This window comes from Cohnella sp., assembly GCF_041641335.1.
GTDB lineage: Bacteria > Bacillota > Bacilli > Paenibacillales > Paenibacillaceae > Cohnella.
Genome location: NZ_JBEPYQ010000104.1, coordinates 1 through 24,795, shown reverse-complemented (window position 1 = coordinate 24,795; position 24,795 = coordinate 1). Strand labels below are relative to the sequence as shown.

Sequence of the window (24,795 nt, the reverse complement as noted above, 5' to 3'; positions counted from 1 at the left end):
CTGTCTGTCAAATCATTAAACTCTATAGTAACAGAATCCGTAATGGACGAAAAGATACACATCGACAGGTTTTCGGAATTGGACTATAATAAAGGCATTAATTCACATTGGGAAAAGAGGGATTTAGTTTATGGCAGAAATTCGCATCCGCAACACCAACGAAAGAATTTCCGACGAGGAAGAGGTACGTGCGTTTCTAACGAAGCAGAACGTACTGTACGAACACTGGGACACGAGCAAGCTTCCGTCCGAGCTGTATGAGAAATTCGTGCTCTCCGACGAAGATAAGGCTCAACTGCTGGCTACCTACGATACGGAAATTCGCGATCTGGCCGGCAGACGCGGTTACAAAGTATGGGACATCGTCGCCCTCTCCGAAGCGACGCCGAACCTGCCTGAGCTGCTTAAGAAATTCGAGCAGGTGCACACGCATACGGAAGACGAAGTTCGCGCCATTACGGCGGGACGCGGCATCTTCATCATTAAGGGCGACGACGAAACCGGATACTTCGACGTCGAACTGAGCGCCGGCGACGTCATCTCCGTTCCGGAAGGCCAGCCTCACTTCTTTACATTGATGGAAAACAAAGCGATCGTAGCCGTACGCCTGTTCATCGAGCCGGCCGGCTGGGTTGCGGAACCGTTCGAAGACCCTGCTTTCGTGAAGTAATCCGCAGGCATGGCACAGGGCTATCCCGGATCGTCGCTTGACGGTCGGTGATAGCCCTTTGTACGTTATGATGCGACTCAACGTTTGCAGGTGCTGACGCCGAGCATGCGATACATTAGACAGCTGCCTGCAAGCCCCGTCAATAGGAACACAAGTCCCAGCAAACCGACGAATCTGATCCCGCCTTCCAGCACAAAGACGAGAGACAGCACGCCCAGGCCAATCACGATACGCGTCAGTCTATCGATCGTTCCGACGTTTTTCATTCCGATTCCTCCGCATGTCAAATTGAACTCTTTATCAGGTTAAGAGAAAGCGAAACGCGCTTCCGTGACTAAGTCACGAAAGCGCGTCGTTTACCGCGAGTTTAAAGTACGAATCAGTTCGGGAAGCTCGGTCAAGCTCTTGATCTCGTAGGTCGGCACGATATCGTCGTTCCGGATCGCGCCGTGCCGGTTAATCCATACGGACGTCATGCCGATCCGGTTCGCGCCGAGAATGTCGGTCGTCAGCTTGTCTCCGATCATTATCCCTTCGTCCGCCGTAATCCCGATCTGCTCCAGCGCATGGGCAAACAGCTTGGAGGAAGGCTTGCCTTCGCCGAAGTTGCCGGAGATGACGATTGCGTCGAAGTACGGAATCAGATCGGGCATTCCGTCCAGCTTCTCCTGCTGAAGATCCGGGGATCCGTTCGTCAGCAGCAGCAGCTTGTACGACTCCTTCAATTCGTCCAGTACGGCGAACGTCTCGTCGTATACGTACTTAAGCTTTCTTCTTTGAGCAGGGAACATCTCGGCGAGCTGCACGCCCAGTCCCGGGCTGTCCACGCCTACCGCGGCCAGTCCCTTCGTCCAGGCGTTCTGGCGATAGCCGGGAGCCAGCTCCTGAAGCTTGCGGAACATCGAGTGTTCTCCTCGCTCGAACTTGCCCCACAGCGCCTCGAACGGATTGATGCCGATCATCTGCGTAAATCCGAAAGTCTCGAAAGTCTCGTACAGAGCTCTCGCTTCGCGCCGTACCGCCGCCTCCAATTCCCGCTCGTCGACTCCCGTCGCCTCGGCCGCGTACCGGCACGTAGCCTGGAAAGCTTCGCTTACGCTTCTATCGTCCCATAGCAGCGTATCGTCCAAATCAAACAGTACCGCTTTAACCGACATTTCCCGTTCCTCACTTCGTCTTGAATTCGTATTCGACTTGATTGACTTCCGCGTATACTTTAAGCCGCTCGGCCATTTGGGCGATCGGGTAACGGTTCATGAACTTGGAAAACACCCAGTTCGTCCCTTTGACGGATTCGACGAGGACGTAGCCGGGCTGAACGACGATTTTGCGAATTTGCGAAGGACGCAGCGTTTTGTAGCCGGTGAACTTGCGCGTCTCTAGCGTATCGCGGCTGACGGCCAAGTAAGGGCGTCTGAAATAATAGAAAACCGCGAGCAGAACGTAACATCCGATCGTCACCCAGAACAGCGTCGGATCTTGAAGGAACTTGTCCGACCAAGGCTGCGACAGCACAATGTAAAACGCAATCAGCAAAACAAGCAGCGTCGGAATAACGTAATTCCGTCCCCGAAAGCGGTCAATCTGCTGCGCGTTAGGGGCAATTCCCCTTTTGCCTTCCTTTTTACGTTTTTTGTTGATCTGCTTCGTGTTCTTCGACACCATGCGTTCCCAAGAGCGGGACATAGATTTCCTCCTCGTCACATTACGGCCGACGATTGAGAGCCATGCGATCCGTTCGGCTCTTCGTCGACTCCTTGCGATTTCTTCCGGCTGCTCGTTTATCGTTAATGCTTGATCGGGGGCTCGTCGACGATCTCGATCCGATCCAGCTCTTGACGGAAGTTGCTTTTGAATATCGACAAATATTGCTTGCGCAGACGGTCTCGTTCCGCGACTTCCTGTTCGCTCAAGCCTTCTTTCTTGCTTTTGCGGGATAATTCGTTAATCCGGTTAATCAACTGATCCATCTCCATCGGTGTCTCACTCCCCTTTTCGCATCTTCTCTACTTTGCCATTTTCGCCGACAGCTTGTCAAGAATTCCGCGGCTCGATCGGGCTTTGCTCCGCAGATTTGCGCTTATTGAGACTCTTTCATGAAAAACAGCAAAAAAGACCGGAGCTCCGGTCTTGGATTTGACATCGATAGATTGGAGGTTAAGGTAAAATTTTCGCGGGAAAGATGAGCTGCTGCCCGCTTTGCAAGTCGGGAGCGGATAGTCCGTTCCTCTCCATAAGAACGTGCACGGCTTGTCGCGTGTCGATGGCAGGATCCTTATAGGTTCGAGCGAGTTCCCACAGCGTATCTCCGCTGTCGACGGAGATGACGATCTCTTCGCTCGAAGCCGGAGCAAGCTCGCCGGTAGAAGCGAACGAGCGCACAAGCGTAAAACCGCTGAACAGCAGAAGGAACGCCACGAGCGTGAACACGCCTCTAGCGGCTTTCCAATTTGCAGAACCTTGTTCGCGTTTCTCGCCGCGAGTATATGTCATCCGAGTCGTATCATGCAGCTTCGTTGCAGCCGGCGCCCCTGCCGGAACCCAAGTATGAACCATTCCGCTCACCCCAAACGTTTGTTCTGGTATTAGATTAACACGAACACATGTTCATGTCAACGGTTTTCAGGAACGTTCGTTCTCTAGAACGAGTGTTTGTGCGAACTCGGGTTCTGTGTTATAATTTGTCATCATGAGCTATTTTATAGGGAGGGTTTGGCGTGACTAAGATGTCCAGCCGTCAGAATTCCATACTTGAATTCATTAAGAACGAAGTCCGCGACAAGGGCTACCCCCCTTCCGTCCGCGAGATCGGAGAAGCCGTTGGGCTCGCTTCCAGCTCGACCGTGCACGGCCATCTCGATCGACTGGAGAAGAAGGGCCTCATCCGGCGAGATCCGACCAAACCTCGCGCCATCGAAATTCTGGGCGACGACGACGATCCGGTCCACAAGCTTTCCTCTTCGGTGCGCCCGGTGCCGCTGGTCGGCAAAGTCACGGCAGGCGTTCCGATTACGGCTACGGAGAATATCGAGGATTATTACCCGCTCCCGGTTTCCATGGTGGGCGAGCAACCGGTGTTCATGCTGTCCGTTCAGGGCGAGAGCATGATCGAAGCGGGCATCCATAACGGCGATTACGTGATCGTGCGCCAACAACCGACCGCGGTGAACGGAGACATCGTCGTAGCGATGACGGAAGACAACGAAGCAACGGTCAAAACCTTTTACAAGGAACGCGACCACATTCGCCTCCAACCGGAGAACGTCAGCATGGAGCCGCTCCGCCTTTCCAACGTCAGCATTCTTGGCAAGGTAATCGGCCTCATCCGCTCCATCCACTAATCGCTCGACAAACAGCCTTGCGGATCTTCATCCGTAAGGCTGTTTCTTTTGATAACAAAATTGCTATATACTGAACGAGGATACACCGATCGAGCCGTTTGTCTCTCCAATAATCGCTCCACTCGACGTGAAGATACGGTCATGAGCCCGAAGTTTCCCATTGTTTCAAGTAAAGAAGCTGTAGCTGCGCTTGAACGAATCGGCTTTACTACGGTTTGTCAGCGGGGCAGCCATAAGAAAATGCGCCACCTCAGCGGTAAAGTTGTCATTATTCCGATGCACGATGAACTCGCAATCGGAACTATAATAAAAAAATTTATGGGGGCGGTTTGGGGGCGCCGACGGAATAACCGCCCGGACTCCCCCAAACCGCCCCCAAACTCAAATCCCCATACCTCTTATATTACAACAATCTTCCCGCTTAATAATGCGTCAAATACTGATCGCGTTCCCACTGGTGGACTTGCGTGCGGTACATATCCCACTCGATTTCCTTCAGCTCATAGAAGTGGCTGAGCGCGTGATCGCCGAGGGCGTCGCAGATGATATCGTCGCGGAGCAGCTCGGACAGAGCTTCCTTCAGGTTGATTGGCAAGCTCGGGATGCCTTCCTCGATGCGCTCTTCCTCGCTCATCACGTAGATGTTACGGTCGACCGGAGCCGGAGTCGGCAGCTTGCTGCTGATGCCGTCCAGACCTGCCTTGAGCATGACAGCCAAGGTCAAGTAAGGGTTCGCGGCAGGGTCCGGATTGCGCACTTCGACGCGCGTGCTGAGGCCGCGGGAAGCCGGAATGCGGATCATCGGGCTGCGGTTGCTCGCAGACCACGCCACGTAACACGGCGCTTCATAGCCCGGGACAAGGCGCTTGTAAGAGTTGACCGTCGGGTTCGTAATCGCCGCGATTCCGCGCGCGTGCTTCAAGATACCTGCCATAAAGTGGCGCGCTTCGCTGCTCAGGCCGAGCTTGTCGCTCGGATCGTAGAAGGCATTCTCGCCGCCCCGGAACAGCGACAGATGGCAGTGCATGCCCGAACCGTTCATTCCGAACAACGGCTTCGGCATGAACGTCGCATGCAGGCCGTGCTGGCGGGCGATCGTCTTCACGACGAGCTTGAACGTCTGGATCTGGTCCGCCGCCTTAACCGCGGAAGCGTACTTGAAGTCGATCTCATGCTGACCCGGAGCGACTTCGTGGTGCGACGCTTCGATCTCGAAGCCCATCTCCTCCAGCGTAAGCACGATATCGCGGCGGCAGTTCTCGCCGAGATCCGTCGGAGCGAGATCGAAGTAACCGCCCTGATCGTTCAGCTCCGTCGTCGGGTTGCCTTTGTCATCGGTTTGGAACAGGAAGAATTCCGGCTCCGGGCCAACATTCATCGTCGTGTAGCCCATTCTCTCGGCTTCTTCCAGCGCGCGCTTCAGAATGCCGCGCGGGTCGCCCGCGAACGGAGTGCCGTCCGGCATATAGATGTCGCAGATCAAGCGTGCGACCTTGTTCTCGGTCACCCAGGGGAACACGACCCAGGTGCTGAGATCCGGATACAGGTACATGTCCGATTCTTCGATGCGAACGTACCCTTCGATGGAGGAACCGTCGAACATCATCTTGTTGTCGAGCGCCTTCTCCAGCTGACTGACCGGGATTTCCACGTTTTTGATCGAGCCGAGCAAATCCGTGAACTGGAGACGAATAAATCGAACGTTCTGTTCCTTGGCGATCCGGGTAATATCTTCGCGTGTGTAGGTCATGACAGCCTCCTAAAGCTTAAGAATAAATTATTTGTTCTTGAAAAAGCGGGAAAGTTCTCCTTGGATCAAAGAGACTTGACCCGGACGCTTGCCCTGCATCAATTGCTGCTTCAGCATCCGATGCAGCTGCGAATCGCTCAGCTCGCGCCGTTTTACTTCGGACACTTCATTAATGATCGTGCCTTCGTTCTCGTCCTGACCGACCGGATTCATCACTTGCTTGATCCCCGCGATATTGACGCCCTTCTCGATCAACGATTTGATTTCCATGAGACGTTCCACGTCGTTAAACGAAAACAAACGCTGATTGCCGTCCGTACGGGCGGGCTGAATCAGTTCATGCTGCTCGTAATAGCGAATTTGTCGGGCGGTCAGATCGGTCAGCTTCATTACGATGCCAATGGGAAATAACGCCATATTCCTGCGAATCTCGTCGCCCATCTCATACCAACCTTCCAACTTGACTTGTTGTAATTGAAATCACTTTCATTGTACCTGCACCCCCAAAACATGTCAAGGAATGTAAGGTTTCTGGAAGCGATCTTTTACAAAAATCCGCGGTTCCACAATTCCTTTAGCGCCAGTTTGACGGCAAACTTCACATGAGCGTAAGTTAGCCCGCCCTGCATGTACGCAATGTAGGGTTCCCGTACCGGGGCGTCGGCGGACAGTTCCAGGCTTCCCCCTTGGATGAACGTGCCGGCGGCCATAATGACGGGGTGCTCGTAGCCTGGCATATCCCAAGGCTCGGGCACGACGTGCGCGTCGACGGCGGCCGCTTTCTGGATCGCCTGAACGAAATGAATCAGAGGCTCCGCTCCGGCGAATCGGATCGCCTGGATCAAATCGGTCCGCGGGTCGTCCCAGCGAGGATGCGTCTCGAAGCCCAGCTGCGCGAAAATGGACGAGGCGAACACGCTTCCTTTCACGGCTTGTCCGACAAGCAAAGGCGCGAGGAACAGCCCTTGATAGATCGATCTCGTCGTGCCGAGCATCGCGCCCACTTCCCCGCCGATGCCGGGAGCGGTCATCCGGTAGGCGGCCAGCTCCACGAGCCGCTGGCGGCCCGCGATGTAGCCTCCGCTGGCCGCCAGTCCGCCTCCCGGGTTCTTGATCAGCGAGCCCGCGATCAGGTCGACGCCGACTTCCGTCGGCTCCTTCTCTTCCGTAAATTCCCCGTAGCAGTTGTCGGCGAACAAGATCGCGTCCGGCTTCAGCTCTTTAAGACGCGTCGCCATCTCCGCGATCTGCCCGATCGTGAACGAAGGTCTCCAGTCGTAACCGCGCGAGCGCTGAATGGCGAACACCTTCGTCCTCTCGGTCGTCGCGGCGGCGACTCCTTCCCAATCTACGCCGCCATCGGCGAGCAACGGTACGATCTTCGTCGTCACGCCCCAATCGGCCAGCGAGCCGAGCCCGTCCCCGGGCTTGCCGATCACCTTGTGCAGCGTGTCGTACGGCCGTCCGGTGACGAACAGAAGTTCGTCACCCGGCCGCAGGCAGCCGAACAGAGCCGCCGAAATCGTATGCGTTCCCGATACGAGATGCGGCCTGACGATAGCGGCTTCCGCCCCGAAGACGTCCGCGTAGACGAGATCCAGCACTTCCCTTCCGCTGTCGTTATATCCGTAGCCGGTGGAAGAGGCGAAGTGAAAATCGCTTACCCGATGCTTCTGGAACGCCCGGATCACTTTCCACTGATTATTTTCCGCGATGCGGTCCAGCTTGCGAAACACAGCCTGGGTCTGCTCTTCCGTCGCCGCCTCCCACTGTTCCCATTGTTTTTCGTAATCCCCGATCCCAGATGCCTGCATAACGCTCCCCTTTGTTTCCCCTATGGTTCTATTGCGTATCCATGATGCGATACTCTTCCAGCTCTCGTCCCGCTCTCTCCATATCCACCGGATTCAAGCGAACCGACAGCAGCAGATGCTCCTCGTCCGTTTCTTGCCCCGTCACTTCCCCGACCCGATAAGCCAGCGACGTCAAATCCCCTCTCGAAGCCGGAATCCGGAACCTCGCGATCTCTCCTAGAATGCGGTCCTCGATGGCCGCGCGCAAGCGAGTCATATCCTGTTCGTCATAGGCGCTGACGCGAATCGCGTCCTTGCCCCCGGCAAGCGCCCGGTCGGACTGTTCGGTCAGCAAATCGATCTTGTTGAACACGGTCAGCGTCGGCTTCCCGCCCGCGCCAAGCTCGCGAAGCACTTCTTCGACGACGGACATCTGCCGTTCCCGCATCGGAGAGGACGAATCGACGACGTGCAGCAGCAGGTCGGCCTGCGCCGCCTCCTCCAATGTCGCGCGGAACGCCGCGACGAGGTCGTGCGGAAGATTCTGAATAAACCCGACCGTGTCCGTCAAAACAACCGTCTTCCCGCTCGGCAGCTCCAAGCTGCGCGAAGTCGGGTCGAGCGTCGCGAACAGCTTGTTCTCCGCCAGGACGTCCGCATCGGTGAGCTGCCGCAGCAAGCTCGACTTGCCCGCATTCGTATAGCCGACTAGCGCAACCTGCACGGCGCCGACCTTGCGCCTGCGCTCGCGGTGCAGATTGCGGTGAGCCGTCACCGCCTCCAGCTGCCGCTTGAGCTCGGTAATCCGCCGCCGGATATGGCGGCGGTCCGTCTCCAGCTTCGTCTCGCCGGGGCCTCTCGTGCCGATCCCGCCGCCGAGCCGGGACAGGTTTTTCCCGTGTCCGGACAGTCTCGGAAGCAGATAGGTCAGTTGCGCGAGCTCGACTTGCAAAATCCCTTCCCTTGTCTTGGCCCTTCCGGCAAAGATGTCGAGAATGAGCTGCGTGCGGTCGATGATTTTCAGATCCAGCGTCTCCTCCAGATTGCGAACCTGGGTGCCGGTCAGCTCCTGATCGAAAATCGCCGTCGTCGCGCCGTCCCGAATCGCAATATCCCGGATTTCCTGCGCCTTCCCTTTGCCGACGTAATACTTGTTGTCCGGCGAGTCCAAATTTTGCATCACGGAACCGATGACCTCAACCCCGGCCGTCTCCGCCAACGAGGCAAGCTCTTCGAGCGAATGCTCGGGATCCGCCCCCGATCTCTTCACTTCATCCGTGACCAAGCTGACGAGCAAAGCTCTCTCCCGGCCTGCCGCTTCCGTCTCGTATGTGCTTTGTCTCATCGACATCCCTCATTCCGTTATTGTTGCAAGCCGCGAACGTCCTCGGGCCTCAGCGCCATCAGTTCCTGACGTCCCGGCGACGAAGCCGGGTGCTGAGACAGCAGCCTTACCGCCTGATTGCGGATCGCCCGCTCCAGCACGTTCCTGACGAATCTTGCGTTGCTGAAATCGTAGATCGCTTCGGCTTTCTCCTGCATGAGCAGCTGCCTGAGCTTGTAGACGGTTTGCGGGAGCAGCGTATAGTCCCTGTCCTTGGCCATGCCTTCGGCGATCTGGATCAACTGGTCGACCGAATAGTCCGGAAACGTCATCTGGATCGGAAAGCGGGAAGGCAAGCCCGGGTTCGTCATTAAAAACGTCTCGATCTCCAGCGTATAGCCGGCGAGGATAAGCACAAATTGATTCTTAAAATCCTCCATGGCCTTCACCAGCGTATCGATCGCTTCTTTGCCGAAGTCCTTCTCCCCGCCGCGCGCCAAACTGTACGCTTCGTCCACGAACAGCACGCCGCCCAGCGCCTTTTTCACCAGTTCCCGGGTTTTCTGGGCCGTATGCCCGATGTATTCGCCGACGAGATCGGCGCGCTCCACTTCCACGAGATGGCCCTTGGCCAGCAGTCCCATGCTCTGGAACAGCTTCGCGAGCAGCCGGGCTACTGTCGTTTTGCCCGTGCCCGGATTACCCTTGAAAATCATATGGTACACGTGAGCCTGCGCTTGCAGACTCGCCTCGCTGCGGTACTGCATGATCTGGAGCAGGGCGTAAATCTCGTAGACGAGCTCTTTGATGTTGTCCAGCCCGACCAGACGATCCAGTTCCTTCTGCCATTCCGCCCACGGTCCGGCTTGGGGCAACGATCTTAGACTGCCCGAATGATCGGCCGCGCTTGCATAGCCGGCCGTCGCTTCCTGGTCCGCATTGCGCAGGATGATGTTAATCTGTCTGGAAGGGCGGGAAGACGAGGCGACAGCCGCCTTGGCCTCCGATGCGCCCGCTTTAGCGTTCATCAAGCTTCACCCCGTGAACTCGAGTCGACGATTAGCCGCAATACCAATGTATTCCGTTCGTCCGATCCCTAGTCATAGGAACAGCTTCATGCCCAGCCACTTCGTATAGGCCAGCACTTCGCGCGCTTGATGGTAAGGCACGTTCAGCACGTAGGAATCCGTCACGCTGACTTGAACCGGTGACAGCCCGACCTTCTTGGCGATGTCCGCGGCTCTGGAGCCATGATAGTTGTGCGTGACGATGACCGCCGAAGTCCAGTCGTTGGCATCCATAATGTCCTGCGCGAAAAGCAGGTTCTCGTACGTGCTCCGGGACTCCGTGTCCAACAGAATCGCCGACTCGGGCACTCCGTTGGCAACGAGATAGTTCCGCATCCCTTCGGCTTCCGTAATCGTCGCGCCGTACGCGTCCAGCCCGCCGGTGACGATCACGTTGGCGAAGGCGCCTTGCCGGTACAGATCAAGCGCCAAGTCCAGCCGTTCCCGCAGTCCCGGGCTGGGCTGATCGTTCCACAGCCTTGCTCCCAGCACGATGCCGACGTCCGAAGCGATCGGCTTGCCGTCCTTCGGGCTGCCGTCGAACCGTACGACCATCGCATAGATCGACAGACACCAGACAAGCAGCGCTACTGCTCCGAGCGCAATGAGCCACAGGATTCTTCGCTTCCATTTGCCGCGTTTAACGGGGCCGAGAGCTGTCTGCATGTCGGGCGACCTCCCTTCTCCCTGTCGACCGAGCGTCATAGCGGGCTTTTATCCCAGCCCAGCTTGCTTAGCAGCATCCGGCGATGCTGCAGGCTCAAGTCGAAGTAAGGAAACTTGTTTTGCTGGATCAGGTCCATCAGCCGGGATGCCGTCTTGCGGGCCATCGCGGAATCGCGGGGAGTGATCTCCCCCTCCTCCAACGCCTCCTCCAGCTCGTCCTCGTCCAGCAGCAGCCTCTCCCCCGTCGGCAGCACGACGATGTCCAAAAACAGATCGTCGAACCAGGGCACCTGCTGATCGGTCAAGCCTTGAATTTTGCAGATGTCGATGTACCACTGCACGACTTGGCCCCGATCGTCGAACATCGTCGTCACGACGAAATGCTCCCCCTTCGGAAAATGCTGCATCCACAAATATCCGCGGTCCGCCAGACACATCCTTCTCCCGTTGTATTCCTTCCACAACGGGTCGCGCAGCTCGTGGATCCGGTACAACGTCACGAATCCCCTGAACTGAGGCTCATCCATAGGTACGCATGCATAGCTCTTCTTCAAAATCCGCCGCCAGTTGGCCCGATCCGAAAATTTACGCTTCATCACGACTTTCCTTTCCGTCCGTTCAACATTAGTAAGCTTGTTTGCTCGCGCTGCGCCGTTAGACGGCTTAATCGCGTTGCCCATGGCAACTCCATATAAGAAAAGCTTACCACAAGTTGCCTTCGCTAACCAGTTTGCCTCCGCCCGGCGGAACGCCCGAAAACGAGAAAAGGACGATACCAGCTTGAGAAAGCCGGTATCGTCCTCGTTATAACGATTCGCAAAGCGCAAAGCCGTTATTCTTTCCGAATCGTCTTCGACAAAACGCGTGTCGCTATCCTGGGGATGCCGAAGGCGATTCGACTCTGAAGCTTGGGTTACGGAACCGTCCCGAACAGCGGAACGGTGTCCGATTCTTCCCCTGAGGCCGGAATGTCCGGGTTCAGGCTTTCGGTCGCGACCGGAGGCGGAATTTCCTCCGAAGGAGTCGGCGTAGGCGACTCTCCAGGAACCTCGATCGGCGGCTCCGTCGTCTCGGTCGGCTCGCCGGTTCCTTCCGGCGGCACGGTCTCTTCGCTCTCCTCCGGCGGTGGCGTCGTCTCCATGCCGGACGTCACCGTGATCGTCTGCTGCTCGGAAGGCTCGCTCTCCAGCCCCGTGGACTGCTGGTACGCGGTCACGTAGTAGGTGTACGTCTGATCCGGCAGCAGCGCCATATCGTCGTACGCCGTACCGTCGGCCACTTCGGCCATCATTCTGAATTCCGCTTCGTTTGCTTCCTTGCGGTAGATACGGTACGAAATTCCCTCTCCTTGCACCGCGGACCAGATCAGCTCGACGCTGACCGCCTCCGGAGAGTAAGACACCATCAGTCCGCTTACAGGATCAAGCTTCTGCTCCTCTTCCTCCTGAACGCCGGACGGAACGGGGAAGCTCTTCTTCTTGTAGCCTTCTAGCACCTTGGACATGACCGCAGAGAACATCGAGGCCGCCTGTCCGCTGCTTCCGTCGAGCAGATGATCCTTATCGGTCTTGTCGTAGCCGAACCAGACGGCCGCCGTCAGCTCCGGCGTATATCCGACGAACCAGACGTCGCGGTTTTTGCTCGTCTTCAGATTCGGAATGCCCGCTTGCGTCGTTCCCGTCTTGCCGACGACGGTGCGTCCGCTGATGGCCGCCCTCGTTCCGGTTCCGCCCTTCTGCACGACGCCGGAAAGCAGTTCCGTCATGTAATGAGCGGTCGTCTCTTTCATGACCTGCTCGGGCTTATCGTCGAACTGATGGATCACCTTGCCGTTGACGTCCTCGATTTTCACAATGCTGTGCGGCTCGTACAGCTTTCCTCCGTTAGCGAAAGCCGAGTAGGCTCGAGCCATCTGCAGCGGGGAGACGCCGTGCGTAAGTCCGCCCAGCGCGATGGACAGGTTGCGATCCTCCGGTCCGAGCTCGATGCCAAGGTTTTTGGCGAACTTCAGTCCGTTGCCGATGCCGATCTCGTTGAGAAGCCAGACCGCCGAGACGTTGCGCGATTCCTTGATCGCCTGACTCATCGGGATAGCGCCCAAATACGGATTGCGGTTGGAGTTGGACGGGCAGTAATCGCCGAAGCATTTCTTCACGTCCTGAACGATCGACCATGGGAAGAAGTCCCCGGACTCGAGCGCCGGCCCGTAATCGATAATCGGCTTAAACGACGACCCCGGCTGCCGTTGCTTGACAGCGCGGTTCCAGCCTTGCGCTTCGTAGTCCCTGCCGCCGACCATTGCCACGAGCGAGCCGTCGTGCTGGTTCATAATGACCATCGCGCCCTGGACTTTCTGCTCGTCCACGCTCTTCTCGAAGCGCTCGTCGTTGGCGAATTCCTGCTCCGCGATCGCTTGCGCCTTCGTATCGATCGTCGTCGTAATGATGTAGCCGGCGCTGCGCAGCTCCTCCTCGGTGAGATTCGTCTTCTCCTGAGCTTCGTCAAGCACGTAATCGAGGAACGCCAAATATTTTTGGTCGACCTTGCTCGCCTTGGACGGCTTATAGACTTGTTTTGCCGCGGCTTCCTTTTCCTTCTCGGTGATAAGACCCTGATCGTACATCAGCTTCAGCACGACCGCGCGCCGTTCCATCGATTTCTCCGGATTGCGGATCGGGTTGTACGTGTTCGGAGCCTTCGGCATGCCGGCCAGCGTGGCGATCTGCCACAGCTTCAGATCCTCCAGATTTTCCACGTCGAAATAGTACTTGGCCGCCGTCTTGATGCCGTATTGGCCTTTGCCGAAATAAATCCGGTTCAAGTACAGCTCCAAAATTTCCGGCTTCGTCATCTTCTGCTCCAGCGCGAGCGCGATGGACGCTTCCGTGCCTTTGCGGAAAATCGTCTTGTCCGCGTTCAGGAACAGGTTCTTGGCGAGCTGCTGCGTAATCGTGCTGGCGCCTTCGACCGCGCTGCGGGCGATCACGTCCTTGACGAGCGCGCGCCCGATGCCGAGCAGATCGACGCCGTTATGATCGTAGAAGCGCTTGTCCTCGGTGGCGACGAACGCGTCCTGCACGAGCTTCGGAATTTCCCCGATCGGCGCGAACTCCCGATTCCCCTCGGCATTGTACAGCTTGGCCACTTCGTTGCCGTTGCGATCAACGACGATCGAGGCCTTATCCAGATTCAATTTGTTGATATTGGCGTTAAGAATGCGTTCCCCGTTCAAAATAACGAGCAAGTAACCGACGACCGCGCATACGATCGCAACCAGGGCGATGAAAAACAGCCATACGAGCGCGAGCTTCTTTCTTCCCTTGCGGGGACGCTTGCCTTTTCCATTCCCGTTGCCCTTGCCTTTGCTGCCGGTCTTGCCGCCTCTCTCCATGCTGCCCGATCGGCTTGGAACTGTCGGATGGTTCATCTGTGTCTCCCCTTCTATCCGTTTCTCTCTCTACATAGGTTGAACCTGTGGTCAGAAGTCCATTACATTCCGAAAGGAATGGCTTTGCCGGCTTCAGACAGGTTGTTTTGAGTTTCTTTGATTGATAAGACCTATATAGGCAAGAAACTCAAAGCCAAAACTCGCGGACAAAACCATTTCCTTTCTCCATTGCATTGGGTTTTGTGATACAGCTTCGGTTCAACCTGTATAGTCTCTAATCTACCCAGCTTAATAAGAAATAAAGAAAGAACAACCCGGTTAGCGGGTTGCCCAAGTGCCGGCCTATTCTCTTAGACGCGTATGGCTGGGGAAAAGTTTCACTCGACCTCGTCGCGAGGACGGCGGATCAGTTGTCCGTTCCGCTGTCCTGCTGCATGAGGGAAACGTTGCGCTGGGGCATAAACGTGCTGATCGCATGCTTATACACCATTTGCTGGCGCCCCTCGCTGTCGATCACGATGGTGAAGTTGTCAAACGCGCGGACGATGCCGCGGATTTGAAACCCGTTGGTCAAATAAACAGTGACCGGAATGCTGTCTTTGCGAAGTTGATTGAGAAAGGTATCCTGGATGTTAATGGACTTGTTCATTGGCCGTAAACCCCCATCGCCACTCATATTTATGAACAAATATATTCAATATCAATCTGAAACTTTCCTGCTATTATAGCACATATCCTTTCGAAAAGGGCGCTGTTTTTTGCATCGTCGCCCACTTCCGCCCATTCGAGCCCCTGCATATGGCGAAACCAGCTTAACTGGCGCTTGGCAAAATGCCGCGTATCCCGCTTAAGAATCGTCACCGCATCCTCGTAAGAAGTCTCTCCTGCCAAGTAAGCGGCGATCTCCTTGTAGCCGAGTCCGCGCATCGATACGGAGCCCCGCGGCACGCCCGCGTCCAGCAATCCGCGCACTTCCTCGACCAGTCCGGCTTCCAGCATCAGATCGACCCTCGCGTCGATTCGCCTGTACAGCTCGTCCCGCTCCATCGTCAGCCCGATCAGGCACAGCTTGTAAGGCGATTTCTTCTCCTCGCCCCTGGATTGGCTCTGCGCTTCGGACAGCGGCTTGCCCGTCAGCTTGAACACCTCGAGCGCGCGGATAATCCGCCCCTCGTCGTTCGGGTGCAGTTTGGCCGCCGTGACCGGATCGACTTCCGCCAGCTTGCCGTGCAGCGCCTGCGCGCCTTTCTCGACGGCGTACGCCCTCATCTCCGCCCGGTACGCCTCGTCCGCTCCGAAATCCTGGAAACGGAAACCGTAGCAGACGGACTCCACATATAATCCCGTCCCCCCCACGATAAACGGCAATCTGCCGCGACTGTGGATCTCCTTGATGGCATCGGTGCACAAGCTCTGAAACTCCGAAACGGAAAAAGGATGCTCCGGGTCGCGGATGTCGATGAGATGGTGCGGCACGCCCTCCATCTCTTCCGGCCGAAGCTTGGCCGTCCCGATGTCCATTCCCCGGTATACCTGCATCGAATCGCCGCTGATGATTTCCGCGTTCAGCGCCTTGGCCAGCTTCAGGCTGAGGGCGGTTTTGCCGACGGCGGTCGGCCCGACAAGCACGAGCAGCGGCGGACGCTTGTCTTCTTCTTCGTTACTCAACGTCAATCACTCCGTATGCGACGGCGGACGAGGACGATTTGACCAGCCGGAAGCCGAGCTGCTCGAACCTCCCGCTGTCGCGATGGTCTTTAAGAACGACTTTGCTGCGGGCAACCCGCCGCGCCTCCCGGACGGAATCTTCCGTAAGCGGGCTGTGGACGGCCCAGGCGCGCAGCGGGCTGATCGCGCTCGAAGCGGTCACCGGCTTCTCGAACATCGGATCGAAGTAGACGATGTCGGCGCTGTCGTCCGGCAAGCGGGAAAGCCATTCCTCGTAGCTGGCATGAACGGCTTCGATGGCGCGCATCGCCCGATCGGCGTCGGGAATGCCCGTCTCGTACGTTCGCAATCCCTCCCGCACGACGACATGCACCTTAAGCACCGCTTCCAGCGCCGTGACTTTGCCCGTTTCTCCCACCGCATAACTGAACATGAGAGAATCGGAGCACAGACCCGCCGTGCAGTCGATCACCGTATCCCCCGCCTTGACGCCGGACACCTCCAGCAGCGTGTCCCGTCCTCCCGCCAGCAAGCCCTTGATTCTGACAAGCGCCATGCTCGGGTGAAAATAAAACGGCGGCTCCTCACCGGCTATCAGCCTGATGTCCCGCGGGCCGACGACAAGCGCCTCTTGGTCTCCCGCCGCCGTCTGCAGCGAGCGAATCGTCCGCGTTCCTCTGGGAACATAAGCGCCTCCGAGTTCGGCCGCGAGCCGAACGGCCCGCTCAATCTCTTGGGCGGCCGGTCGCTGGGAAGTCGTTACGATCAAGACGTCACCCGCTTAAACATTTTCTCAAGCTCGTACGTGCTGAAGCTGACGACGATCGGCCTTCCGTGCGGGCAGGTGTAAGGCTGCTTGCAGGCGGCCAGCCGCTCCAGCAGCTTCTCGCCGGATTCCCTCGTCAGCGCCTGATTGGCTTTGATCGACGCCTTGCACGAGCACATGATCGCCGCCTTCTCCCGCAGCACGCGCAGATCGACGCTTTTCTCCTCGATGATCCATTCCGCCATCTCGCGAACGATCGCCGCTTCGTCGCCGGACGGGAACCAATGGGGCGCCGCCCTTATGATAAAGGTATTGCCCCCGAAATCCTCCATATATACGCCCGCGCTCTCGAAAGCCGCAAGCCGACCGCGCAGCACGGCGCATTCGTCCGGAGCGAACTCGAGCGTCACCGGGAGCAGCAGCTCCTGGCTCGCCTCCTCCGGCCGACCGAATTTGTCGTAATAGTACTCGTAGTGAATGCGCTCGTGAGCGGCGTGCTGGTCGATCAAATAAAGGCCGTTCGGATTCTGCGCGACGATATACGTACCGTGCAGCTGCCCGACCCAGCCGAGCTCCGGAAACTCCGGAACGGCGGGCCGAACGTCAGGCGCGGCGAACGCGCTCTTCCATACTTCGGACGGAATCGGATCGGCCGAGGCCGTCGCGGCCGGCCAAACGGTCGACGAGCGAGATTGCGGCTGGCTCGTCTGCGGCCGGTCGTATCGGGGACTCGCCTGAGTCCCGGCGGAAGGAGCATTCCGCTCCGTTGATACCGAGGCGGACCGAGGCCCGCTGTCCGATGCCGGCGGCTGGGCGTTCTGCCAATCGTAAGCCGCCGCCGTTTCCTTGACGGAGACTTCTCCGAACTGCCGCTCCTCCGGTTCGCGTGAACGCTGCGAGGCATCCGCCGGCGGTTCCGGCAGCGGCGCCTGCGCCGGTTCGGCTTCCTCCCTTCCGGGAGGAAGCTGGAACCGGATCTGCTCCTGCACCCACACGTTCGTCTTCGGAGTCCGAACGGCCGCGCCCGACGGGATGTACGTCTGCGTGCTTAGCGCCTTCTTGATCGCGCTCTCCACAAAAGCGCGCAGCTCGGGCTCCTTGCTGAAGCGTACCTCCAGCTTGGCGGGATGAACGTTGACGTCCACGAGCGTCGGGTGCATCCGCAAGTCGAGCACGGCGAGCGGATAGCGATGCAGCGGCAGCAGCGTATGATACGCCTGCAGCAGCGGCTGCATCACGGCCTGGCTGCGAACGTACCTCCCGTTGACGAGCACGGTCAGCGCGTTGCGATTCGCCCTCGTCTCCGTCGGCATGGCGATCAGCCCGGAGAGCGAATAGTCGGGATTTTCGTCCCTCACCTCGATCATCGCTTTCGCTGAAGCCGTTCCGTAGATCGCCGCCACCACCTGGCGAAGGTCGCCGGTTCCCGGCGTGCGCAGCAGCACGTTGCCGTTGTGCGTGAAAGTAAACGCGATATCCGGTTTGGCGAGCGCCTGCCGGTAGACGATATCGGACAAATGGCCGAGCTCCGTCTGGATCGTCTTCATATATTTCAGCCGCGCCGGCGTATTGTAGAAAATCTCCTTGACGACCATCTCCGTGCCCTTGGGTGCGTTCGTCTCGCGATTGGCGGCCACCGTACCGGCTTCGATCTCGAGCAGACTGCCCAGCCCGCTGTCGTCCGTCGCGCTGACGCACTTCACCTTGGCGACCGCCGCGATACTCGGCAGCGCCTCTCCGCGAAATCCGAGCGTGGCAATCTGGAACAAGTCTTTGTCGGTGGATATTTTACTCGTGGCATGCCGCTGGAAAGCGATCAGCATATCGTCAGGCTGAATGCCGCCGCCGTTGTCCGCCACCCGAAGCAGCTGCAAGCCGCCTTCCTCCGCGGATACGTCGATCCGACTCGCGCCGGCGTCGACGGCGTTCTCGATCAGCTCCTTCAGCACGGAAGCCGGCCGTTCGACGACCTCTCCCGCGGCAATCTGGTTCGCCAAATGTTCGTCGAGCGGGCGAATGATTCCCATCCCGTTCTCCTCCTTTCCCTATCCTGTCGCGCTCCGCATTACCGCGATCCCAGCTTCAGCGTCTCGCCGGACGCTGAGAAAGTGACGCCTTTGAACCATTTCGCCAGCAGACGAACGTCGATGCTCGTACGCCCGTCCTTGATTTTAACGCGGGAATCGGTTGCCTTGATCGTCTCTTTCTGACTGCCTTTAGTCAGCGTGTACGTGCGGCTTTTGGCATCGTATGTCAGCTTGGCGCCTGCAATCTCGGTACCGAGCTTCAAGTTGACATACCACAGATTGCCTTCCTTCCTCGCGGCATCGGGCTGCGACATGCGCACGCCGTTTAACGTCAGGATGCCCTTGTTCCAGCTGACGGCCAGCTTCGTGCCGCCCGCGAGGCGGAAAGCGCCGATCAACTGCTCGGCGGCTCCGCTCATCGTCAGATCCGGAGTCAGGCCGACCTGGTCCACCTTTTTCCCCTTGGGGGTGTAGTATTCTTGGATCGTTACTTTCAGCACGCCGCCGCTCTTGAGCGGAATAAGCGACTGAACGACGCCTTTGCCGTAAGTCTTCGTGCCGACGAGCTGCCCAACGCCGTAATCCCGAAGCGCGCCCGACAGCAATTCCGATGCGCTTGCCGTGTTGCCGTTGACGAGCACGACGACCTCATACGGTCTCGACGTTCCGGAGATGGACAGCGGCTCGTCGTGTCCGTTGCGGTCTCTCATGTGCGCCAGTACGCCTTCCTTGACGAACAACCCGGCGACTTCTTGCGCAGCGCTGACATAACCGCCGCCGTTGTTGCGCAAATCGAGCACGAGCGAAGCAAGACCGTTCTTCTCGAGCTTCTCCAGCTCGCGCTTCACCTCTTTGCCGGCTTCGGAAGTAAAGCTGGTCAACGCCAAGTAACCGATGCCTTGATCGAGCATTTTGGTCGAGACGACCGGCACGTGCACCTGCTTGCGCGTAATCTTGAATTTGAGCTCCTTGCCGCTGCGGGACACTGTAAGCGCCACGACCGTTCCTTCCTCGCCGCGAAGCTCCTTCTGAATGTCGGCCATCGTTTTTCCTACGAACGACTTCCCGTCCGCCGCGACGAGCAGATCGCCCGCAACAATGCCGACCGACGACGCCGGGCTGTCCGCGATCACGTCCTCGACGTAGATCTTTCCTTTCTCTTCCATCATAACGATGCCGATGCCGACGAACGTCTGCTCCAGTTCAGAGCTATAGGCCTTCCATTCCTGGTCGTCGAAATATTGCGTGTACGGATCGTCCAGAGAATCGACCATCTCGTCGATTTCCTTGTCCGCCAGCTCCGAATCATCTGGACTCTTCAGATGATATTGCTCGAGCAGCCCCCTGACTTCCTCAACCTGTTGGGCGCTTGCGCCAAGAGCTGCGGGAACATATGCGAAAAATAACGAGAACGTTAGCAGCAGTACGATGGAATGCTTGATTTTCCTGATCAGGTTCATGACGCTCCCCCGCTTTCCGTCAATTGGTTTCTTGCGTCGTTCAGCCATTCCAACGCCTGCATCGGCGTCATTCTCATGACGTCGAGCTTTCTGAGCTTGTCCAGCACCTTGTCCGCCGCGGGCGGTCTGGCCGGCTTGGCCGGCTGCGCTTCCTCGGGGAACAGGCTGAGCTGCACGATCGGCTGCGGTGCCGGTTCCCCGGAGGCTGCCGCCGCTTCTTGCGCCGCTTGCTGCACGGCCTGCGGTTTCGGCGGCTCGGTCTTCGTCGGCGTAACTGCGGCTGGCGCCGTATCCCGATCGTTCAGCAGCGAATACGCCCTGGAGACGATCGTCTCCGGCAGTCCCGCAAGCTGCGCGCAATAGATGCCGTAGCTGGAATCCGCCGCTCCGGGCACGAGCTTGCGCAGGAACGTAACCCCGTCCGCGCTCTCACGGACCGCCATGCAGCCGTTGCGAAGACCGCTGAGCGACGACTCGAGATGAGCCAGCTCGTGAAAATGCGTCGAGACGAGCGCTTTGCAGCCGATATGATGATGCACGTATTCGATGACCGCCTGAGCGATCGCCATTCCTTCGTCCGTCGACGTTCCGCGTCCAAGCTCGTCGATGATGATCAAGCTGCGCGAAGTCGCCTGCTCGGTCATGACTTGGATGTCCTTCATCTCGACCATGAACGTGCTCTGGCCGCCGACCAGATCGTCCGCCGCCCCGATCCGGGTGAAAATCCGGTCGACGAACGGCAGCACCGCCCGGCGAGCCGGCACGAAGCAGCCGATCTGGGCCATGAGACAGATCATCGCCACCTGGCGCATGTATGTGCTCTTGCCGGCCATGTTTGGCCCGGTGATGAGCAGAATCGAGCCGTCTTCCCCGGTGAGCGAAGTGTCGTTGGCGATAAACACGCCGTTCTCGTTCACCGATTCGACGACCGGGTGGCGTCCTTCTTCGATAATGAGATCGTAGCCGTCGCCGTCAGTCCAGCTCGGGCGCGTATAGCGTCGCTCGGCGCTCGCTTCGGCGAACGATTGCAGCACGTCAAGCGACGCGACACTCTCCGCCAGCCGCTGCAGCCGCGACATCTGTCCCGCGATCCGGTCGCGAAGGGCGATGAACGTCTCGTATTCGATGTCGAACATCCGGTCTTCCGCTTCCAGGATGAGCGCTTCCTTCTCCTTCAGCTCGGGCGTGACGAACCGCTCGGCGTTGGCCAGCGTCTGCTTTCTCTCGTAACGGCCTTCCGGCAAGCTCGTCAAATTCGCGCGGGTCACTTCCAAATAGTAGCCGAACACTTTGTTAAAGCCGATCTTGAGCGACTTGATGCCCGTCGCTTCGCGTTCGCGCCGCTCCAGCTCGGCGATCCATTGCTTGCCGTTCTGGCTCGCTTCCCGCAGCTCGTCGAGTTTCGCGTCGTAGCCGGGGCGAATAATGCCGCCGTCCTTCAGCGTCGTCGGAGGCTCGTCCGCAATGGCCGCTTCGATGGCGTCCGCGATATCCTCGCAGGCGTCCATGCCCTGCGCTAGGGAATCGAGCGGGGCCGCATCTAGGCTTTCGCACAGCGCTTGCACGGCGGGAACTCGCCTGAGCGAGTTTTTGAGCGCGTTCAAATCCCGGGCGTTGGCCGTCCCGTAAGCGATTCGTCCGGCAAGACGTTCGAGGTCGTACACTTCGCCGAGTTCGTCCCTCAGCTCCTTGCGCTTGATCCAATCCTTGTTGAGCGCCTCGACCGCATCAAGCCGGCGCTCCGTCTCCTCGCGGCTGAGCAGCGGCTGGTCGATCCAGCGCTTGAGCAGCCGCGCGCCCATTGCCGTACGGGTGCGGTCCAGCAGCCCGAGCAGCGAGCCTTTGCGGGAGCGGTCGCGAATCGTCTCCGTCAGCTCAAGGTTGCGGCGGGTAAAGGCGTCGAGCGACATATAAGCTTCCGTATCGTAAGCTTTAACCGCGCGCAAATGCGCGAGCGATCTCTTCTGCGTCTCTTCCAAATAAGTGACGAGACGCGACACGGCCAGCTGCCGCACCGGCTCGTGCGCGCTCCACGGCTCGTCCGGGAATTGCGCGGCCAGCTTGCCTGTCTCGGCTTCCTCGCGCACCGTCGTCGACAGAGTGCGCCCCGCCGGATGCAGCGTCTCGCGAATCGCCGCGATCGCCGCTTCGTCCCCGACCGCTTCCGACGGCCGGTACACGTTCAGCACATTGTTGATCTCTTCGGGCGACAGCGCGAACGAGGTCAAATACAGCTCCCCGGTCGTCAGGTCGCAAGCCGCGACGCCGAGACGTCCCCCTTGCGAAGCCGCCCCGACGATAAAATTGTTGGACGCGTCGCCGACCAGCTTCGCGTCCATCACCGTTCCCGGCGTCACGATGCGCACGATCTCGCGCCGGACGACGCCCTTCGTGCTGGCCGGGTCTTCGACCTGCTCGCATACGGCGACTTTGTAGCCTTTTTCTACTAATCTAGCTATGTATCCTTCCGCGGAATGGTGGGGCACTCCGCACATCGGAACCCGTTCCTCCATCCCGGCGCCTCGTCCGGTCAGCGTAATCTCCAATTCTCTCGACGCCGTGATCGCGTCTTCGAAAAACATTTCATAGAAATCGCCCAAGCGGAAAAACAGCAAAGCGTCTTTCGCCGTCGCTTTGACGGATAAATATTGCTCCATCATGGGGGTATATCCAGCCATGGTCTTCCTCCCGGTATTTTGCAGCAGTGCAAAGTTCAATACTCATTATATCAAATCGGGACTGGCGGGGACACCCCGCCTTCGGCCTCTCCGTAGTGCCGCCTGATGTGCTTATTCGCTCGCTGTCTCCCTGCGACCTCACCATAGAACCGTCTGGCGTGCTTATTCGCTCGCTATGTTCTCTCGACCGAACTCAGCCAACCTGAACAAACTTCCCCGCATCGCGCTTCAGCTTCGCCGCACAAGGCGCCGCGTGCCGCGCAGCTCGTTCAAGCTCCCCGCGCCGATGCCAAACATGGCCGCTTTCAGCTCGAACTCGACCCGCGCGAACAGCTCGTCCAGTTCGTCCTCGGAATCGAGCGCGGGCGCGAGCAGCGCTTTCCCGAACGCGACGGCGTCGGCTCCGAGCGCCAGCGCCTTGGCGGCCTCCAGGCCGTTCGTTACGCCGCCGCTCGCGATCAGAATCATATCCGGCGCAGCCTCTCTCGCCTCCCGAATACATTCCGCCGTCGGGTTGCCCCACTCCTCGAACGCGTCCGCCGCCATTTTACGAAGCCTGATCTTCGTCCGATATTTCTCCACCTTGATCCAGGAGGTGCCTCCCGCTCCCGCCACGTCCACGAACGCCACGCCGATATCGGTGAGCATTCGGACCGTCTCGCCGTCGATCCCCATGCCGACTTCCTTCACGCCGACCGGAAACTCCGCTTCCTTGCACAGTTCCGAAATTCGTCGCAGCAATCCGCGGAAATTGGTGTCCCCTCCATCCTGAAACACCTCCTGCATCCCGTTAAGATGCAGAACGAGCGCATCCGCGCCCGTCATCTCCACCGCTCTGCGGCATTCCGCGATGCCGTAACCGTAGTTCAGTTGCGCCGCCCCCAGATTTGCCAGCAGAGGCACGTCGGGCGCGACTTCCCTCACCCGATAAGACGCCACGGAATCCGGAGCTTCGATCGCAGCACGCAGCGAACCGAGCCCCATCGCCCAGCCGTGCCGCTGCGCCGCTTCCGCAAGACGCACATTGATGCGTCCCGCCTCGTGCGTTCCGCCCGTCATTGAACTTACGACGAACGGCGCTCTTAAGTTGCGGCCCAGAAACGAGGAATCCAGCCGGATATCCGCAAAATCAAGCTCCGGCAGCGCCAGGTGGCGGAAGCGGTAACGATCGAAACCCGTTCCTTCGCCCCAGCCTTCCACGTCCTCGCGCAGACAGATTTCGATATGTTCTCTTTTTCTGCGTTTGATATCCGTCTCCGGGCTCTGCTCCGCTGCCGCTTCAACGTTCTTGTCGTCCATGTCCCGGAACCCCCAGCCGTCATCTATGTTTCCTTCTATATCTAATATCGATGTCTAAACCCATACTACACGCATTCTATCCCCAATAGCGACTCATTTGCGCTTTTACTCATTATCGATGTAAGTTTTTTGGAGTTACCCTGTCGATGTGCGCCCCGTGTGCGAGTCGTTGTACGATTCTTTCGAACAATTCCCTCCGCACGCGTTCCGTCAGAGCACCGTTGTACGATTCTATCGAGTAATTCCCTCCGCCACTCTCTTTATGTAAATTGTTTCGAACGTTATATTAGGTTGTCCCAATTGCCTGCCTCTTTACGCGAAAAGGCACCGGCGAACTCCCGGTCAGCGCACGGGAATTCGCCATTTCACGCGGATGTCGGCGTTCTCGTTCCAGCTCTTGCCCCGCTTGATCGCCTCGAACACGAAGTCGATCGGCTCGCGATAAGTCGCATAACCCGTCGTTCCCGCAAGCGCTCGTTGCACTCGTCCGGCCGCGGACAGCAGCGTCTCACGGTCGCCCGAGTAGAACGCCTCCCGCACCCGCTCCTCGTCGAAAGGTCGGCCGCAAGCCGCCAACTCGCGCGAATGCTCGCTCGCCACTTTCACCAGCGCGAATACCCCGAGCGCAAGCCTCGGGGAGACAAGCCAGCTCGGCGGCGTCCGATACTCAAAGCCGCCATGGGGCTGCCGCCGCACGTCGCCGAGCGCCCCGTAGCGCGGACGGCGGCTTCCCGCTCCCGGCGGCTCCAGCAGCCGAAGCGGCAGCGCCACGGCGTTGTCGAGCGCGCGCAGCCGCTCGCCGTGCAGCACCGCGCCGCTCACATGCACGTGCCCGCCCAGCGGCACGCCCGGCACGGGCAAAGCGCCCGCGCGCCAAGACAGAGCGACGCCGGCGGTG

24 protein-coding genes are annotated in these 24,795 nt (G+C 58.6%); 3 read left to right on the top strand and 21 right to left on the bottom strand.

The window, feature by feature from the left end:
• Nucleotides 1-130 precede the first annotated feature (130 nt).
• Nucleotides 131-670: a 1,2-dihydroxy-3-keto-5-methylthiopentene dioxygenase gene (locus ACESLM_RS25795; RefSeq protein WP_372636220.1), complete on the top strand. Its 540-nt coding sequence runs from the start codon at nucleotides 131-133 to the stop codon at nucleotides 668-670.
• Nucleotides 671-747: 77 nt separating this feature from the next.
• On the opposite strand, the gene ACESLM_RS25790 is transcribed toward ACESLM_RS25795, so the two are convergent.
• From ACESLM_RS25790 to ACESLM_RS25770, 5 genes are all read right to left on the bottom strand, one after another.
• The gene (locus tag ACESLM_RS25790) at nucleotides 748-936 is read right to left on the bottom strand and encodes a YgaP family membrane protein (RefSeq protein WP_372636217.1); all 189 of its coding nucleotides are present in this window, start codon (nucleotides 934-936) and stop codon (nucleotides 748-750) included.
• A gap of 90 nt (nucleotides 937-1,026) precedes the next feature.
• Complete coding sequence (locus ACESLM_RS25785) at nucleotides 1,027-1,827, bottom strand: HAD family hydrolase (protein ID WP_372636214.1); 801 nt, start codon at nucleotides 1,825-1,827, stop codon at nucleotides 1,027-1,029.
• 10 nt (nucleotides 1,828-1,837) lie between these two features.
• The gene (locus ACESLM_RS25780) at nucleotides 1,838-2,356 is read right to left on the bottom strand and encodes a hypothetical protein (RefSeq protein WP_372636212.1); all 519 of its coding nucleotides are present in this window, start codon (nucleotides 2,354-2,356) and stop codon (nucleotides 1,838-1,840) included.
• A gap of 101 nt (nucleotides 2,357-2,457) precedes the next feature.
• Nucleotides 2,458-2,646 (bottom strand): DUF896 domain-containing protein, encoded by a 189-nt coding sequence (locus ACESLM_RS25775; protein ID WP_094042574.1) that lies wholly within the window; start codon nucleotides 2,644-2,646, stop codon nucleotides 2,458-2,460.
• A 181-nt stretch (nucleotides 2,647-2,827) separates the two neighbouring features.
• Complete coding sequence (locus tag ACESLM_RS25770) at nucleotides 2,828-3,226, bottom strand: LysM peptidoglycan-binding domain-containing protein (RefSeq protein WP_094042575.1); 399 nt, start codon at nucleotides 3,224-3,226, stop codon at nucleotides 2,828-2,830.
• Nucleotides 3,227-3,387: 161 nt separating this feature from the next.
• Here ACESLM_RS25770 and lexA point away from each other — a divergent pair, with 161 nt between their 5' ends.
• Both lexA and ACESLM_RS25760 read left to right on the top strand, forming a co-directional pair.
• Nucleotides 3,388-4,011, top strand: a complete 624-nt coding sequence (gene lexA, locus ACESLM_RS25765; protein WP_372636209.1) for a transcriptional repressor LexA — start codon at nucleotides 3,388-3,390, stop codon at nucleotides 4,009-4,011.
• A gap of 141 nt (nucleotides 4,012-4,152) precedes the next feature.
• Nucleotides 4,153-4,527, top strand: coding sequence for a type II toxin-antitoxin system HicA family toxin (locus ACESLM_RS25760; protein ID WP_372636208.1), 375 nt, complete (start codon nucleotides 4,153-4,155; stop codon nucleotides 4,525-4,527).
• On the opposite strand, the gene glnA is transcribed toward ACESLM_RS25760, so the two are convergent.
• The 16 genes from glnA to ACESLM_RS25680 form a co-directional block, all read right to left on the bottom strand.
• The gene (glnA, locus tag ACESLM_RS25755; protein WP_372636206.1) at nucleotides 4,433-5,761 is read right to left on the bottom strand and encodes a type I glutamate--ammonia ligase; all 1,329 of its coding nucleotides are present in this window, start codon (nucleotides 5,759-5,761) and stop codon (nucleotides 4,433-4,435) included. The genes ACESLM_RS25760 and glnA overlap by 95 nt on opposite strands.
• 27 nt (nucleotides 5,762-5,788) lie before the next feature.
• Nucleotides 5,789-6,202 carry a MerR family transcriptional regulator gene (locus tag ACESLM_RS25750; RefSeq protein ID WP_094042579.1) on the bottom strand — a complete coding sequence of 138 codons (414 nt, stop codon included), beginning with the start codon at nucleotides 6,200-6,202 and terminating at the stop codon, nucleotides 5,789-5,791.
• A gap of 104 nt (nucleotides 6,203-6,306) precedes the next feature.
• Nucleotides 6,307-7,575: a methionine gamma-lyase family protein gene (locus ACESLM_RS25745; protein ID WP_372636203.1), complete on the bottom strand. Its 1,269-nt coding sequence runs from the start codon at nucleotides 7,573-7,575 to the stop codon at nucleotides 6,307-6,309.
• Nucleotides 7,576-7,603: 28 nt separating this feature from the next.
• Nucleotides 7,604-8,899: a GTPase HflX gene (hflX, locus tag ACESLM_RS25740; protein ID WP_372636201.1), complete on the bottom strand. Its 1,296-nt coding sequence runs from the start codon at nucleotides 8,897-8,899 to the stop codon at nucleotides 7,604-7,606.
• A 17-nt stretch (nucleotides 8,900-8,916) separates the two neighbouring features.
• Complete coding sequence (locus ACESLM_RS25735) at nucleotides 8,917-9,906, bottom strand: AAA family ATPase (RefSeq protein ID WP_372636198.1); 990 nt, start codon at nucleotides 9,904-9,906, stop codon at nucleotides 8,917-8,919.
• A gap of 72 nt (nucleotides 9,907-9,978) precedes the next feature.
• Entirely contained in the window at nucleotides 9,979-10,611 is a 633-nt protein-coding gene (locus tag ACESLM_RS25730) for a YdcF family protein (protein WP_372636195.1), read from the bottom strand.
• A gap of 35 nt (nucleotides 10,612-10,646) precedes the next feature.
• Nucleotides 10,647-11,207: a ribonuclease FAU-1 family protein gene (locus tag ACESLM_RS25725; protein ID WP_372636192.1), complete on the bottom strand. Its 561-nt coding sequence runs from the start codon at nucleotides 11,205-11,207 to the stop codon at nucleotides 10,647-10,649.
• 317 nt (nucleotides 11,208-11,524) lie between these two features.
• Nucleotides 11,525-14,038 (bottom strand): transglycosylase domain-containing protein, encoded by a 2,514-nt coding sequence (locus ACESLM_RS25720; RefSeq protein WP_372636189.1) that lies wholly within the window; start codon nucleotides 14,036-14,038, stop codon nucleotides 11,525-11,527.
• A 367-nt stretch (nucleotides 14,039-14,405) separates the two neighbouring features.
• Complete coding sequence (hfq, locus tag ACESLM_RS25715; protein ID WP_094042585.1) at nucleotides 14,406-14,648, bottom strand: RNA chaperone Hfq; 243 nt, start codon at nucleotides 14,646-14,648, stop codon at nucleotides 14,406-14,408.
• A gap of 29 nt (nucleotides 14,649-14,677) precedes the next feature.
• The gene (gene miaA / locus ACESLM_RS25710; RefSeq protein WP_372636187.1) at nucleotides 14,678-15,667 is read right to left on the bottom strand and encodes a tRNA (adenosine(37)-N6)-dimethylallyltransferase MiaA; all 990 of its coding nucleotides are present in this window, start codon (nucleotides 15,665-15,667) and stop codon (nucleotides 14,678-14,680) included.
• Nucleotides 15,660-16,436: a class I SAM-dependent methyltransferase gene (locus ACESLM_RS25705; RefSeq protein ID WP_372636184.1), complete on the bottom strand. Its 777-nt coding sequence runs from the start codon at nucleotides 16,434-16,436 to the stop codon at nucleotides 15,660-15,662. The genes miaA and ACESLM_RS25705 overlap by 8 nt, the downstream gene beginning before the upstream one ends.
• Entirely contained in the window at nucleotides 16,433-18,460 is a 2,028-nt protein-coding gene (mutL, locus tag ACESLM_RS25700) for a DNA mismatch repair endonuclease MutL (protein ID WP_372636181.1), read from the bottom strand. Before mutL ends, ACESLM_RS25705 begins: the two co-directional genes overlap by 4 nt.
• Before the next feature lie 38 nt (nucleotides 18,461-18,498).
• Nucleotides 18,499-19,920 (bottom strand): S41 family peptidase, encoded by a 1,422-nt coding sequence (locus tag ACESLM_RS25695; RefSeq protein WP_372636179.1) that lies wholly within the window; start codon nucleotides 19,918-19,920, stop codon nucleotides 18,499-18,501.
• Nucleotides 19,917-22,598 (bottom strand): DNA mismatch repair protein MutS, encoded by a 2,682-nt coding sequence (gene mutS / locus ACESLM_RS25690; protein WP_372636176.1) that lies wholly within the window; start codon nucleotides 22,596-22,598, stop codon nucleotides 19,917-19,919. Before mutS ends, ACESLM_RS25695 begins: the two co-directional genes overlap by 4 nt.
• Before the next feature lie 228 nt (nucleotides 22,599-22,826).
• Complete coding sequence (gene fni, locus ACESLM_RS25685; protein ID WP_372636173.1) at nucleotides 22,827-23,897, bottom strand: type 2 isopentenyl-diphosphate Delta-isomerase; 1,071 nt, start codon at nucleotides 23,895-23,897, stop codon at nucleotides 22,827-22,829.
• 342 nt (nucleotides 23,898-24,239) lie between these two features.
• A partial coding sequence (locus ACESLM_RS25680) for a putative amidoligase domain-containing protein (protein WP_483862608.1) occupies nucleotides 24,240-24,795 on the bottom strand: 556 nt, incomplete at its 5' end.